This is a genomic window from Candidatus Margulisiibacteriota bacterium, from assembly GCA_003242895.1.
Taxonomy (GTDB): Bacteria; Margulisbacteria; Riflemargulisbacteria; order GWF2-39-127; family GWF2-39-127; genus GWF2-39-127.
The window spans coordinates 1-14,482 of record QKMY01000071.1; the positions used below are offsets into that span (position 1 = coordinate 1).

Below are 14,482 nucleotides of genomic sequence, written 5' to 3' on the forward strand. Positions count from 1 at the left end.
TATATTCAAAATCGTTAATTTTTAACGATATAGGCTTTGCTATGCTTATTTTTCAAAAAACTACTTTTAAAAAAGTCCTTGACCTATTACCGCATCACTTTTTAAAAAACATACTTGTAATGATTGATAAGTCAGGAGTAAAAGATTTTGCTCCGTGACTGGATTTGTAAATAGCCAGACCATTAATGGTTGTCCAAAACAGAATTGAGAGTTCCCGGGCATTATGGTGGTATATTGTCCCATCTTTTTGTCCCTGTTCAAATATGCGTGTCATGACATCATAGGGAACGGTATTATGCTCTTTAATGATTGTTCGTGCCTCATTTGGAGTGACATCTGATACGGTGGCCTGAGCAATCAGCAGATGATACAATGCCGTATCCTCATTGTCCGTTAGCCCCTTTAATAGCCCTTCAATAGCCATGATGATCTTTCCTTTAGGAGTAGCTTCGGTTTTTTCCAGTATGTAGCAGGCCTCGATTAGTTTTTTGAAGGCAGTTTTTATAAGTTCGGTATATATATCTTCTTTAGAGTTGTAATAATGATAAATCAATCCTTGGGACATAGCTGTTTCCTGGGCGATATCTGATATTTTTGTAGCTACTAGACCTCTTTTGGCAAACAACTTGAGGGCGCCGGAAAGTATCTTTTTTTTCCGCTCTTCTTTTTTCTCTTCATTAATTTGTTGGTTCCTTGACATAGCTCACCTGTTATTGATTGAATGTTTATTCAATGATAGGCGAGGAATTAAATTGTGTCAATGAAATAGATAATGTTCACGTAATCGATGAGTTAGCGGGAGGTTAAACAGCCATAGCTTTTTTGGTTCCGGGGTGTTTTTTATGGTAGAAATGATCATACTTTAGTAGAAATTTGCAAAAAAAAAGATGTCCGCTTCTTTCTTCCGGACTTTCGCCCGGGGTACTCAAAGTGGACATCAGCTAGCTGTCCTGTATTATATACAAGCTGACTTAATGGTCAATAGTTAATATTTCCATTCGGATTCTTATTTTTAAGCTACTTCAACGTCCTAAGAAATCCACTATGCCATTGATGAAGGTGAGCGGGTGTGGCGGGCAGCCTGGGACATAGAGATCGACTGGATGTTGCTCCAGGAACTTTCTGTTAACAGCCGGAGAGTCTGCAAATATTCCTCCGCTGATGGCACAGGAGCCAACGAGGATGACTATTTTGGGATCAGGAGTGGACATAAAAGTATCTTCCAGTGCTTTTACCATGTTCTCGCTGATCGGGCCGGTTATGACGATGCCGTCTGCATGGCGAGGCGAGGCCACGAACTCTATTCCGAACCTGCCCATATCGAAATTGACATTGCTGCAGGCATTCAACTCCATCTCACAGCCGTTACATCCGGCAGCGGAAACCTGTCGAAGCTTTAATGATCGTCCAAACAGCTTTTTTATTTTTTCGTTTACAGAGACGGCATTTTTGTAATAATCTTTTACAGTACTGGATTCTTTGATTGTGAGATAGTTTCTTGATGTTGTTGCAGTTTTAAAAAAGTTGGTGAACGATATTTTTTTTGATTGGCATTCTCTGGCGCAGTCACCGCAAAAATTACATTTCCCGAGGTCAATTGAGTACGGTGAGTCCGTGATTGCTTTTGTCGGACAGATATCCATGCATTTCGTACATTCGTTACAAGATTCGTCATTAATGACAGGGAATCCTCTATATTTTTCATGGATTTTTGCGGTTTTAAGGTCCGGGATAGCCTGGTTTCCTTGATGTAATCTGATCAGCAACGAATCTATCATTTGTTCACCTCTTGTTGTTTACAAATCATTGCCACAATATGACAGGTTAAAGCTTTTATTGCATAACGGGAAATCTGATATCCCATTATTTCTTACTGATAATGCCAGTCCGATCCAATTATTAAATGAAGGATCTTTTATTTTGTATCTGATGATGTCACCCTTTGTATCTGTTAAGGCAATATGAGTAACTTCACCCCGCCAGCCTTCGGTCATGGATATCACCATACTCTCAGGTTCGAGCTGCTGACCAGGTACTTTGAATACACTTTCATCTTGCATGGAATCAAGAAGTTCGTTTATAAGTTCAATTGATTTAAGAACTTCTAGATACCGTATATAGGTCCTGGCAAAAACATCTCCGCCGGTTAGGACCATTTTGTTAACCGGATGGTTTCTGTAGGCACCGGACGGATGATCTGTTCTTGTATCTATAGCGATACCACTGGCTCTCGCCGCCATTCCTGTCAGCCCGATTTTTTTTGCTTGTTTCGGAAGGACGATTCCTGTTTGTTCCAATCTTGAGAGTACTGAGGGCGCTGCGAACATTTTTTCGCTCATGAAGGTGATGTCTTCGTAGATTGTTGCCAAGGTGCTTCTGATTTGGCTGGCTAAAAAGCCGTCAATATCACTCGTAACACCTCCGGTCCGGACAAGTCCTCGTCCAAGCCTGTTTCCGCAGATAGCTTGCGTAGTATTAATGACCAACGTTCTCCTGGCACCATAAAAAGCGCTGCCTATCAAATAGGCGACGTCATTAGCAATCGCACCCAGGTCTCCGATATGCATTGCGATCCTTTCGAGTTCAAGTGCGATAGACCTGATAATCATTGCTCGTTTTGATATCGTTGTCCGGCTTAGTGTTTCGAGAGCATGGGCATAGGCTGATCCGTGCGCGATGACTGAGTCTCCGGCAATTGATTCTGCCAAATGTACCATGGAAGAGGGACTTTCTTTTATTATGAGGGCTTCTATTCCTCGATGTTGATAGCCAAGCTGGATTTCCAGATGATATATTTTTTCTCCGTGGCACATGAACCGGAAATGCCCTGGTTCAATAATACCGGCATGGACCGGGCCAACTGCAACTTCGTGAACTTCGTCGCCTGTCATCGTGAAAAAAGGAAAGTTTTCTATTGTCAGGTCCTTGTCGCAGCGATTGCCGGCATATCTGACAGGCTTGAGCCAGGGATGTTCTTCCGGTGTTATTCCGAATTCTTCAAATAACTCACGCTCAAAAATATGAAAGGACGGAACGGATTTTGTAATCGAAGTGCATTGTTTGCTTTTATCGTAATCAGCTGAGGTTATGTACAGGGTAGAGGTTTCGTCGTGGGCAAGGATGACGTAGAGGATAATACCCTTCTCTCTTTTTGTCCCAAAAAAAGATACTAATCGTTTGTTGTTGTCAGTGCATTGATCAACGATTTCTTTTCGTAACTCGGTGAGTGTCAATAACGGGATGCTTTTGAGTGATATTCCCGTACAATTATTTGTTTGAAACCAATTATTCATAACTCATTCTCCTCAGATAGCTGAAGCAGCATTTTTGATCATCTCATAAACAAATTCCGGCATGTACGTGCCCAGAATAACAAGGATAACGATGAATGCTATTTGGGGCAGATAATACAGTATCCCAAGCTTTGCGTCCGAGATTTCCTCATTTCCTTTGGCGTATAACATTTTCAATATTGAAGTTCCCATGCCATAAATAATGAAAATAAAAAGCAGCAGGACAACGATAACAATTGCAAGATATCCGTGTTCAATCATGGACCTTAGAATAAGGAACTCACTGAAGAAAGCCGGGAGAGGCGGTAGTCCGATAATTGCGCCGAAGCAGATGATCCAAAGCCATCCGGTCATCGTGTCTTTTTTCATGATAGCACTGATATTTTCGATTTTTTTAGAATTATACCGTTTCAGGATATTCCCTGAAGTTAAGAAGAACGCCGCTTTGGCAAATGAGTGAGCAATGAGTTGTAATAGTGCAGCGAAATAGCCAATCCCTCCGCTTCCGATCCCCAGCACAATGATGCCCATGTTTTCTATGGAAGAATAGGCGAGCATCCTCTTATAATTTTTAGCTTTCATAATAAATACTGCACTGATGAGTATTGATAACATTCCCATGATGAGAAGAAGGATTTGGGCAGTTTTAGCCATGTTCGCCAGTTCCATTATTTTAAATACCCTTAGAATTGCCAGGAACGATGTGTTAAGCAGAGCTCCGGATAATAATGCTGATACTGGTGAGGGTGCTTCTGAATGGGCGTCAGGCAGCCATGCATGGACTGGAGCCAGTCCCATTTTTGTTCCAAAGCCCATAAGTGTAAAAACAAAAGCCAGTTTCAACCAAAAAGGAATGAATTGTGATGCATTAGCGTAGAGATCACTGAAGAACAGCGAGTTCGTGTTGCCTGCTGCAAACGAAATAAGAATGATCCCGACATAACTTATCGCGATACCTATAGAGCATATGAAAATGTATTTCCAGGCGGCTTCAAGTGCAGATTTGTTTTTGTTGAAATATATTAAATATGAACTTGTTAGCGTTGTGGCTTCTATAAATACCCATAGCAAGCCAAGATGTGTACTGAGTAGTGCTCCGGTCATCGAAGTAACAAACAACAGCAAGAATATGAAGTAGATTGTGTGGTCTTTGGGGGATAATTTTGAGGCGTCGATGTAACTCAACGAATAGAGAGAAACCCCCAGATAGAGGATAGCCAAAAGAGTCAGGAACAGAAGATTGAGGGCATCAACTGCAAAGTAGACGGTGAATTGCGCCGGCTTTGTAATGAAGGAGAAAGTAATTAACAGGTAGATTATTGAGTAGCAAACTGAAACTGCCGAATTGAATTTTTTATGCTTAAAAGCGTACATTAGTATGCTTAGTGCGACTGGCAGTAATAACAATAATTCGATCATGGCTTAGTCCTTTAAGTTTGTTAATGAATCTATGTTAATTCTTTCGAAGGTTGAGTGTATCCTTGTAATGAAGAGGCCCAGGAGAAATATTGCAACAAATATGTCAAGTAATACACCTAAATTGACGATAAAAGACATCTCTTTAAGAATAGAGAGCGATAAAAGAAATATTCCGTTTTCTATAACCATATAGGCAATAACATGGGTGATTATTTTTCTTCTGGTCATAATGATGAGAAATCCGGTAATTATTGTTGAAACTGAGATGCCGAAGTAGAGCGCTTTATCAATATTCTGGGCAAACTCCAGTGACCAGAAGGAAATGAAGAACCCGAATAACAGTATTATACTGGTTATTGCCATCAGGAAAAAATGAGGGATACGCGGGTCCCGTTCTCTGGCAATATCATTTCTGCGTAGAATATAGAATAAAAATAAAGGGATAATTATCGATTTGAATCCTAGTGTTTCTATATAAAGAAATATGAGATTAGGTCCGGTAATGTGTCCTGAATCAAAGAAAACAAGCAGAAAAAGTAAGAACCCTTGTATGGCCAGTGTTTTAATATAGGCATCGATCCTGCTCGTTGATGAGAGGTAAAGTGTCGTTATTGCGAAAAGTACGATGACAAAGTTATTCATTTTGCTCCTCCATAGATAAAAAGTAAGGTAGCTGAGAGCATAATTAATGATACTGAGATTGAAATGAAGATGAACTGCGGTACGTGGGTCATGCGTAATCTAGCCACTAATGATTCTATAGTTCCGATAACGATCGAAATTGCGGATATGATCACGAGCAATAGCAGCGAAGAATAAATAATACCTATCCTTTCCGGCAAAAGAAGATTTGCTATAAGAATGGCAAAAATTGTCATTTTTATAGCTGCACCATGACAAATAAAGGCCAGGTCCGGCCCTGAATTATCGAGGACCATAACTTCGTGGATCATCGTAAGCTCTAAGTGCGTATTGGGATCATCGACCGGTACTCTCGATCCTTCCACAAGCAGAATAATGAAGAAAGTGACGGCACTTAATACGGTTATCAGATAGACGAAAGTGTTTGATTTTTGCAGGAACAGGAAGATATCATTGAATGAGTAGTTTCCTGTCAGAGCAACAAAAGAAGCGATAACAATAAAAAAGGCCGGCTCTGCAATAGTTGAGAATGTAACTTCGCGACTTGCGCCTATTCCTTCGAAGCTGCTGCCTGTATCCATAGCTCCGATTAACGCAAAAAACTTTCCAAAGGCCAATATATATGCGAACAAAATAAAGTTTAATTTAAAATCCAGAACTGATTTATGGCTTATAATTGGGATGAGAAGTCCGGCGAATATAATGGATGCGTAGGTGATTACCGGATAAACCTTGAATATATAGGAGGACGTTGTACTTATGACCTCACCTTTGTTGATTAGTTTTATAAAGTCATAGATTGGTTGTATGACAGGCGCCCCGCGCCTTCCAGCCCAAAAAGCTTTTGTTCTGTTAATAATACCAATAAATAGAAACGGAACTATGAGTAGAAATAGTATGTTGAGTATTGCTAAAAGCATTGATCGTTCCTTTCTAGTTGAGCTTAATTCGCCAGCATTATCCATAACAGGGTTGCTACTAATGAGGTCAGTCCATAAAAAATATACAACTGGGTATCGCCGCTTTGTACCCAGGAAAACAAGTGCAGCAAAGATTTTATTCCCTTAAAGGCTGGTTTGAGTAAGTATATTTCGACAACATCATGATTGTGGGTTTTCAGCGAAGCTTCTTGAGGGAAGAAACCTTCTATTCGCGTGAGTTCTACCTCATTATGGACAAGTGGTTTGGTAAGTGAGAGAAATGGGTCTGCGTATGATGAAGACGTGTATTGCATCCGGTTATTCCCAGCCTGGTATCCACAATCCCATGTTTTGTACTGGTAAACCGATCTCTGTTTGAGCAGAAGGTATCGAATCAGATATATGAGCCCTGCAATAATAATGAACGCCATAATGCACCAGGATAGCGTGCTTAATGTTGAGACAAAGTTGAGCGATTCTACAGAAAAATGATATGAGGGAACTAATACGCTTACAGGATTAATAAGGAGCTTAAAGACATACTGGGGAAATAGCCCTATGAGCAAGGTGAAAATAGCCAGAACAACCATTGATACAAGCATTGCCGGTGATATGTCGTTTATGCTTTCTGTATAGGTATTCTTTGCATTCCCTAAGAAGATCGCACTAAAAGCTTTAGTGAAACAAAGCAGTGCCATAGCGCCAACTAATGCGAGAGATGCAACGGATATAATGACAGTAACCAGTATAAAAGGATTGCGGACCAGGAAACTCTGGAACATGCCATTATAAATAATGAACTCGCTGATAAACCCATTAAATGGGGGCAAGCCGCTGATAGCAATCGATCCGATCAAAAAAAGGAGAGAGACGGCAGGCATTTTTTTCGCCAGTCCGCCAAGGTGTTCCATATTTTTTGTGTGCGTTTTCTGGTAGATGAATCCGGCCCCGTAAAAAAGCAGCCCTTTAAAAATGGAGTGGTTTAGAATGTGCAATATGCTTCCGGAAAATCCCATTATTGCAACGATGTTGTTGTTATAGCTCAGACCGAGCATTCCAATGCCGATACCGATACCGATAATCCCGATATTCTCAATACTGCAATATGCTAACATTTTCTTAATATCATTTTGGCGGATAGCATAAATTATGCCATACACAGCTGAAATGATCGAAATCATCAAAACGAAATATGAAAGTGTCAGGCTTGGTTTGTTGATTAGTGTCAGTATTCTCAAAATGCCGTATATTCCGGTTTTTATCATTATTCCTGACATCATGCCTGAAATATGGCTTGGCGCTGCGGGATGTGCCCGAGGGAGCCAGGTATGGACCGGGAAAAATCCGGCTTTTACTCCGAAGCCCAGAAAAAAGATTATAAACATGGTGTTTGTAAAACTTGTATTCGTATTTAATAAAACTTTGAAGGATGAGAAATCGACATTACCGGCGTTGATCGACAGAATCAAAAAACCTACCATAAGGATGAATAGGCCGATATGCATATTAATAATATAGTTAATTCCAGCGTGGATAACTTCTTTTTTCTCACTTTCAAATATAACGAGAAAAAATGAGGAGATTGCCATAATTTCCCAGACTACCAAAAAGGCTAGCGCATTCTGGACAATACATACTAAGAGCATAGAAATTACTAAAATACTTAGGAAAAAATAATGAGAAGAGATTGCCATTCGTTTATGAAGGTAGGGTTTGATGTAGCCGATAGAGTATATGATCCCAATAAAGCTCATAATTGAGATAAGGCTAAGGAAAAATGCAGATAAAGGATCTATAATGAGCGAGACGTTGCCGATGGGATAGGTAAATTTGATCGTGCTGGTAATCGTAATTCCGCTCACCAAAACTTTTATTGCCGGCACAAGTATAAAGAATGTACCGATGCCGGAGAAGATTGCGAGGCAACGAGCTTTTTCTTTTTCATTAATAAGCAGGGCCCCGAATCCTCCGGCTAATATAAAACTAATTCCAAGAAAAAAAATAATCATTTCTCCCCAATCTTTTCCCAGTCGGATTCTTTGTTTTTGATATAGTGAATAATATCGATATACGAACCTGAATTTTTGAGCATTTCTACAAACTCCCTGTGTTCACATAATGCGGATAGTTTACATAGGATACTAAGGTGCCGTTGATAGTTAGCGCAGGCTAAGAATAGTACTGTATGGACAGAACTTTCATTGGAGAGTTCCGGTTTGCAAAACGCAATATAAAGTTGTTCGTTATGTATATCGGTAATTATTGGGTTTCTGGGGTGTTGAATTGCAATTCCTGATTCTTTGATAATGGGCATTTTGTAGCTGTTCGATGCAAGTGTAAATGTTGATGCCTGTTTCTGCGTTTCACTTCGTCGGGAGATGGTTTTTGCAGCGTTTTTGATGATTGCAGGCAGGTCATTTCCTTCGATATCGTAGACTAGGTTCTTGAATTGTATTAGCTGGGAGAGAGAAATTGCTGGACTTGATAATGCAAGCCAGCCGGTTTTTTGGACGGGCGACTTTCTCTGTTGTAGTAGCCAGTCAGTTATCTCTTCTTTATTGAACCTGTGTTGATTGTTGATTTTTTTTGTGGGAACTTTATTTTCTGAGATCCAGTGATAGATGGTTTTTTCCGAGACATTTAATATTTTTGTCAAATCTTTGATCTTGAGTATCATTTTTTGTTTGTTCTTTCAGTTTTCAAAGCGGATTAATCGCCAAACAGTGAAAATTATAATACTTAATTTTCAAAATGTGTATAGCCTATTTTGGAGTGATCTTAGAAAATTAAAATACCAAGTAGGTTGATTGACTGGCTTGTTTTGGAAGTTGGCTGGAACGTTATATTTATAGGGATTATTATTAATTGACAAGTATATTTAAGAGTTTTATAAGTACTACAAAATAAATAATAACAGTATTTATGTTCTATTTTATTGCTAGCGTAACTAGAAAATAACATCTCAAATTATTGACCATATTCCAATCAAAATATTTATTAAGAAAAAAATGCCAAGGGAAATATGTTTTTTAAGTTTGGAAGTTTAGTTAGCTGTCATGCAATTGCTAACTTTAGATATTGCTAGAAATTTGGACCTTAAGAAAGGAGGTGGATTATTAGGAGGCATTCAGAAAGCAGAAATTTTAAAGTGAAGATCCTAATAAATTTATTTTCTAACAAAGAGGGGGGTATTTTATGAAAAAGATAATTGCACTCTTATGCTTGATTGTAGTGCTTAGCTTTAGTTCTACTTCGGTTTTTGCCCAGGATGGTATGAAGTGGGGTCTTAAATTAGGTGTTAATGGAAACACATTTATAGGTGACGATGCTAAATCAACTCGTATGACCGGCGGATTCAATGCCGGCGTTTTTAGTGAATGGAGACTTAACGATAATTTTATTATCCAGCCTGAACTTATATTCACCAAAAAAGGCGGCAAAGCAACTTTGCCAGATGAATTTGGCGAGGTCAATCTTTTGCTGAATTATCTTGAACTGCCAATATTGTTTAAATATAATCTTCCGATGGATTGGGTAGAAGCGAATGTTTTTGCCGGCCCATACTTTTCCCATTTATTCAGCGTGAATGATAAGCAGGATATTGAGGACAGAAATACTTTGAAGAAATTTAACAGATTTGACTGGGGGGTTGTTGTAGGTGTTGGAGCTGGGTTTAATACCTTCTTAGGCAAAGTGGGATTGGATGCCCGTTATGACATGGGACTTCAGAACCTGGATGAGAAAGCAAACGACGATTTCAGGAATGGTGTTGGCAGTATTAATTTATCTTATGCTCTTTAATTAGTTATGGTAAGGATTTTCGTAGGGGGCTGTCCCAAAAGGGACAGCCCCTTACTGCTGTTCTTTTTCAATATTATTCTTTTTGATGGGGTATCAACTATGAATACAGATTTGGGTAATCATAAAAAAACGACTAACGATCGATGGTTAAGCCATAGAAAAAGCAATTGACAAACATGCGCTTAGAATTAAGATAGGGCTAAGTTAATAGACTAAAGAGGAGGGGATGGATATGAAGAAATTTCTAGCCGGTATAGCTTTAATAGCAAGCTCTGTAGGTGCATGGGTATTTTATAGAAAACAACAACACCCTGAGATGGACATGGTGAAAGAAGCAAGGGAACAGCTTCGAGAATATCAGGAAAAAATAAGAGAAAATATTAATAAATTCAGCGACAAAATTGTTGAGCTTCGCCAGGAGGCCGGGAAAAAAGGAAATAAGATGGTAGAAGAAAATATTAAAGAGCTTGAGAAAACAAAAGAAAAGCTGCAGGATAAATTTAATAAGCTGCAATCTGCCATATAATGGAAATGGTGAGACTATATTTGTTTATAGCAAAGGCTAAGCGGTTACCGGTGAACGTGATTTCCCCTAAAAATGATTAAGTAGCCGAGAACCGCTAGTCTTGAAAGTTCACCGGGAAATTATCCGTAGTGATCTTTTGAAAATTCGAGGAAGTTGCCGCAAAATATATAATGGCCCGAAATAGGAGATGGGGCTATTTATTTGATTAACAACCCGACGCATTCAATGTGCGTGGTATGCGGAAACATATCGACAGGCTGCACCTTAAGCAGGGTATAGCCTTTTTCTTTTAATATACTGAGATCGCGGGCAAAGGTAGATGGATCACAGGATACGTAAACGATCCTTTTTGGTGCGATCTCTGCTATGGTATCGAGGAGCGCACTTTCACACCCTTTTCTTGGAGGGTCGAGAATGATAACATCAGCCTTCAAAGAACCTTCTTTTTGCATTCCGGGAAGCTCTTCTTCGGCTTTCCCGGTGAAGAACTCCGCGTTAGTAATGTGGTTTAGTTTTGCATTGCGTTTTGCATCGAGAATGGCAGCTTCGACAACTTCAATACCAAAGACTTTTTTGGCATGAGCGGCGAGGTAGAGTGAGATACTTCCGATACCGCAGTAGATATCCCAGACAGTTTCTTTCCCTGTAAGTCCGGCATAATCCAGTACCTTGTCGTAGAGTACTTTCATCTGTATAGAATTAACCTGGAAAAAAGAGAGCGGTGATATTTCGAACCGGATCTCCCCGATCTGTTCGACGATGGAAGGAGCCCCCCAAATAAGCTCAATCCAGTCTCCGAGTATGACGTTATCCCTGCGTCTGTTATGATTAAGCACAATACTTTTCATCCCTGGAAAATCCTTGAGAATATCAACGAGCTTGTCTGCATGGGGGAGTTTTTTTCCATTTATAATCATGCAGACCATTATTTCTCCGGTATGAAATGCTGTTCGCAGTAGTACGTGCCTCAGGAGTCCGGTATGGCTTTTTTCGTTATATGCAGGAATATTGTATTCTTTTATGAAATCTCTTATTTTTTGCAATACAGTGTTCATTACCGGATGTTGGATGTGACACTCTTCAATATTGATGATTTCATGAGAACGTAAGGCGTAGAATCCGATAGCGAGATTGCCGTCCACTGATCCAACCGGAAATTGAGCTTTGTTCCTATAGTTGAAAGGGTCCTGCATTCCAATCACCGGTAAAATTTTTGCGTTGCTGAATTTGCCGATCCTCTCTAAGGAATCCTTTACTTTTTTTTGTTTGAAGGTAAGCTGGTCAGGATAGTTGATATTCTGTGTCTGGCAACTGCCACACCTTGCAGTATATTGGCAGCGTGGTTTTACTCTGAAATGTGATTGATTGATTATTTGAACTATTTTACCAACAGCATAATTTTTTTTAAGATCTATGATGCTTATTTTCAATGTGTCGCCGGGTACAGCATTATCAACGAAGACAGTGAATCCGTCGATGCGGCCGATTCCTTCTCCCTTTGTGCCAATATCTGCAATTTCAAGGGTATAGTGGCGATCTTTTTTTAATGTAATAAAATCTCTTTGTTTCATGGTTATTCTTTCGATGGTCTAATCTTTTGGTTTTTTATTATAACCCTCTTTTAGTCGAATAGAAACAGTTTATATTAGCATCCTGTAAAAATATATAACAAAATCCCTAATCCTATTCAATTTCTCTGCATAGTAATATAATTATATTTGTCAGATCAACAAAAGGAGCAGTTTATAGCTTTAACATATGGGGTACAGGTTAGTATCTTATGAGTGATTTTATTAATTCGAATGAACAATTGAACTGCCACGAGAATTTGAAATAAATATTAACCTTATATAGCAGTATATTTGACATGCTAACCATTAAAATATGGTACGAGAATGTTTTAGCGATTTATAATAAGCTGAAAAGCTTAGAGGCTCTAACAGCAAGTAATAAGAAAGCTACAGAGGCTAAGGATAAAGCAAAAATTAACAGCGAAATTAAATCGTTGGTACAAGAATTGGAGTTGATGGAATGAGCAATTTGATTATATTTGAAGATAATAAAGTCAGGCGTGTATGGAATGAATCTGAACAGAAATGGTATTTTTCTGTTGATGATGTAGTAGAAATATTAACAGGCACTCCCAATGTTAAAGATTATATAAAAAAGCTTAGGAAACGTGATAAAGAGTTGGATTCCTACTGGGGGACAAATTGTCCCCCAGTAGAAATGATAGCTGCTGATGGTAAAAAAAGAAAAATTAAAGCTGCTAATACAGAAGGATTATTAAGAATAATTCAATCAATACCATCACCCAAAGCAGAACCATTTAAGCGTTGGTTAGCAAAGGTAGGATATGAACGACTGGAAGAAATAGAAAATCCAGAACTTGCTTCCAAACGTATGAGAGAAATATATGAACAAAAAGGTTATAGCGAGCAATGGATAGAAAAAAGGCTAAGAGGCAATGCTGTTCGTGATGAATTGGCAGATGAATGGAAAAAAAGAGGAGTTAAAGAACAAAAGGAGTTCGCTATACTTACTGCCGAAATCAGCAAGGCTACTTTTAATATGACACCATCAGAATATAAACAATACAAAGGCTTGGATAAACCTAAAGAAAATCTCAGAGACCATATGACTGACCTTGAACTTATTTTTACCATGCTAGGCGAAGCCTCAACCACAGAAATAGCTAAGAAGAAAGACGCTCAGGGTTTTGTTCAAAACAAAAAAGCTGCCCTAGAAGGTGGTAGTATAGCTGGCAATGCAAGAATGGAATTAGAAAAAAAGACAGGTTCAAAAATTGCGACTAAGGATAATTACAAAGAAATTCCCGAATCTCAAAAAAGAAAGTCGATTAAAGGAGCTAACGAAAATGAGTGAGTATCCCAAAGTTAAACAGGAAATTACTAATCCTGTTAATGAAAATATTCAAGCATTAGCACAATTGTTCCCTGCAGTTGTTAAAGATGGAGCAGTAGACTTCGAAGCACTTAAAGAAGAACTAGGTAACTTCCCTGAAGTAGGAAAAGAAAAATATGAGCTTAACTGGGCTGGCAAACAGAATGCCAAGAAAATTGTCCAAGAAGATGTTGTTGGCAAGACTCTCAAGTTTATTCCTGATGATAGCAAGAATGTTGATACCACGCAAAATCTGTATATTGAAGGTGACAATCTGGAAGTACTTAAACTGCTTAGACAGAATTATTATAAATCTATAAAAATGATATATATTGACCCTCCGTATAATACAGGCAGTGACTTTGTTTATAAAGATAATTTTGATATTTCACAGGAAGAAAGTGACCTTGCAGAAGGTCATGTTGATGCAGATGGCAACAGGCTGGTAGCTAATCCAAAATCCGGCAATCGTTATCATGCTAACTGGCTAAACATGATTTATCCTCGCTTAAAAATAGCCAAAGATTTACTTACAGAGGATGGGGTTATTTTCATTAGCATAGGTGAGACTGAGTTGGATAATTTAAAGGAAATTTCTAAAGAGATATTTGGTGAAGTAAATTTTATTTCTATGGTTTCCAGAATAGCAAAAAAAGGAAGCAGTATGGGTAATTTTTTCAGTCCATCATTAGATTATCTAATTGTATGTGCAAAAAACAAAGAATCATGTAAAACGTTTTCTGAACCTTTATCGGAAGACTATATTTCAAAATATAAAATGAAAGATGAACTTGGTCCTTTTGTTATTAAAGGATTATACCAATCATCATTAGATCCATTACGTGGTTGTTCTAATCAAAGATATTTTATTGAATGCTGTTATTTCTCAGAATAATCCGGCTTAATGTTGCTGAATAATCTGGCCGATTCAAAATAAACCGGCCAGATTGAGAATAATTAAAAAGTTTCAGATGCAG

General features: G+C 38.6%; 13 protein-coding genes. 4 read left to right on the forward strand and 9 right to left on the reverse strand.

The annotated features are described in order from the left end of the window. Nucleotides 1–94: 94 nt before the first annotated feature. From DKM50_13420 to DKM50_13455, 8 genes are all read right to left on the reverse strand, one after another. Nucleotides 95–700, reverse strand: coding sequence for a hypothetical protein (locus DKM50_13420; protein PZM77278.1), 606 nt, complete (start codon nt 698–700; stop codon nt 95–97). A 322-nt stretch (nt 701–1,022) separates the two neighbouring features. Further along, the gene (locus tag DKM50_13425) at nt 1,023–1,778 is read right to left on the reverse strand and encodes an NADH:ubiquinone oxidoreductase (protein PZM77279.1); all 756 of its coding nucleotides are present in this window, start codon (nt 1,776–1,778) and stop codon (nt 1,023–1,025) included. An 18-nt stretch (nt 1,779–1,796) separates the two neighbouring features. Beyond that, a complete protein-coding gene (locus DKM50_13430; GenBank protein PZM77280.1) occupies nt 1,797–3,293 on the reverse strand; it encodes a hydrogenase in 1,497 nt (498 codons plus the stop codon). Between the two features lie 12 nt (nt 3,294–3,305). Continuing rightward, entirely contained in the window at nt 3,306–4,712 is a 1,407-nt protein-coding gene (locus DKM50_13435) for a hydrogenase (protein PZM77281.1), read from the reverse strand. A gap of 3 nt (nt 4,713–4,715) precedes the next feature. Continuing rightward, nucleotides 4,716–5,354: a hypothetical protein gene (locus DKM50_13440; GenBank protein ID PZM77282.1), complete on the reverse strand. Its 639-nt coding sequence runs from the start codon at nt 5,352–5,354 to the stop codon at nt 4,716–4,718. Continuing rightward, the gene (locus DKM50_13445) at nt 5,351–6,319 is read right to left on the reverse strand and encodes a hydrogenase (GenBank protein PZM77283.1); all 969 of its coding nucleotides are present in this window, start codon (nt 6,317–6,319) and stop codon (nt 5,351–5,353) included. The genes DKM50_13440 and DKM50_13445 overlap by 4 nt, the downstream gene beginning before the upstream one ends. Next, the gene (locus DKM50_13450) at nt 6,298–8,283 is read right to left on the reverse strand and encodes a hypothetical protein (GenBank protein ID PZM77284.1); all 1,986 of its coding nucleotides are present in this window, start codon (nt 8,281–8,283) and stop codon (nt 6,298–6,300) included. The genes DKM50_13445 and DKM50_13450 overlap by 22 nt, the downstream gene beginning before the upstream one ends. Beyond that, nucleotides 8,280–8,951, reverse strand: coding sequence for a hypothetical protein (locus tag DKM50_13455; protein PZM77285.1), 672 nt, complete (start codon nt 8,949–8,951; stop codon nt 8,280–8,282). The genes DKM50_13450 and DKM50_13455 overlap by 4 nt, the downstream gene beginning before the upstream one ends. A 518-nt stretch (nt 8,952–9,469) precedes the next feature. Here DKM50_13455 and DKM50_13460 point away from each other — a divergent pair. Further along, the gene (locus DKM50_13460; protein PZM77286.1) at nt 9,470–10,075 is read left to right on the forward strand and encodes a hypothetical protein; all 606 of its coding nucleotides are present in this window, start codon (nt 9,470–9,472) and stop codon (nt 10,073–10,075) included. A gap of 232 nt (nt 10,076–10,307) precedes the next feature. Beyond that, nucleotides 10,308–10,601 (forward strand): hypothetical protein, encoded by a 294-nt coding sequence (locus DKM50_13465; GenBank protein PZM77287.1) that lies wholly within the window; start codon nt 10,308–10,310, stop codon nt 10,599–10,601. Between the two features lie 197 nt (nt 10,602–10,798). On the opposite strand, the gene DKM50_13470 is transcribed toward DKM50_13465, so the two are convergent. Continuing rightward, nucleotides 10,799–12,172, reverse strand: coding sequence for a 23S rRNA (uracil(1939)-C(5))-methyltransferase RlmD (locus DKM50_13470; protein ID PZM77288.1), 1,374 nt, complete (start codon nt 12,170–12,172; stop codon nt 10,799–10,801). 460 nt (nt 12,173–12,632) lie between these two features. Here DKM50_13470 and DKM50_13475 point away from each other — a divergent pair, with 460 nt between their 5' ends. Next, entirely contained in the window at nt 12,633–13,487 is an 855-nt protein-coding gene (locus DKM50_13475; GenBank protein ID PZM77289.1) for a phage antirepressor protein, read from the forward strand. Next, nucleotides 13,480–14,400 (forward strand): hypothetical protein, encoded by a 921-nt coding sequence (locus DKM50_13480; protein ID PZM77290.1) that lies wholly within the window; start codon nt 13,480–13,482, stop codon nt 14,398–14,400. The genes DKM50_13475 and DKM50_13480 overlap by 8 nt, the downstream gene beginning before the upstream one ends. The last annotated feature ends 82 nt before the right edge of the window (nt 14,401–14,482 follow it).

Coding starts and splice junctions, on each gene's coding strand:
- DKM50_13475 (PZM77289.1), top strand. CDS start 12,633: ATGAGCAATTTGATTATATTTGAAGATAATAAAGTCAGGCGTGTATGG.
- DKM50_13420 (PZM77278.1), bottom strand. CDS start 700: ATGTCAAGGAACCAACAAATTAATGAAGAGAAAAAAGAAGAGCGGAAA.
- DKM50_13440 (PZM77282.1), bottom strand. CDS start 5,354: ATGAATAACTTTGTCATCGTACTTTTCGCAATAACGACACTTTACCTC.
- DKM50_13465 (PZM77287.1), top strand. CDS start 10,308: ATGAAGAAATTTCTAGCCGGTATAGCTTTAATAGCAAGCTCTGTAGGT.
- DKM50_13480 (PZM77290.1), top strand. CDS start 13,480: ATGAGTGAGTATCCCAAAGTTAAACAGGAAATTACTAATCCTGTTAAT.
- DKM50_13425 (PZM77279.1), bottom strand. CDS start 1,778: ATGATAGATTCGTTGCTGATCAGATTACATCAAGGAAACCAGGCTATC.
- DKM50_13455 (PZM77285.1), bottom strand. CDS start 8,951: ATGATACTCAAGATCAAAGATTTGACAAAAATATTAAATGTCTCGGAA.
- DKM50_13430 (PZM77280.1), bottom strand. CDS start 3,293: ATGAATAATTGGTTTCAAACAAATAATTGTACGGGAATATCACTCAAA.
- DKM50_13450 (PZM77284.1), bottom strand. CDS start 8,283: ATGATTATTTTTTTTCTTGGAATTAGTTTTATATTAGCCGGAGGATTC.
- DKM50_13445 (PZM77283.1), bottom strand. CDS start 6,319: ATGGATAATGCTGGCGAATTAAGCTCAACTAGAAAGGAACGATCAATG.
- DKM50_13460 (PZM77286.1), top strand. CDS start 9,470: ATGAAAAAGATAATTGCACTCTTATGCTTGATTGTAGTGCTTAGCTTT.
- DKM50_13470 (PZM77288.1), bottom strand. CDS start 12,172: ATGAAACAAAGAGATTTTATTACATTAAAAAAAGATCGCCACTATACC.
- DKM50_13435 (PZM77281.1), bottom strand. CDS start 4,712: ATGATCGAATTATTGTTATTACTGCCAGTCGCACTAAGCATACTAATG.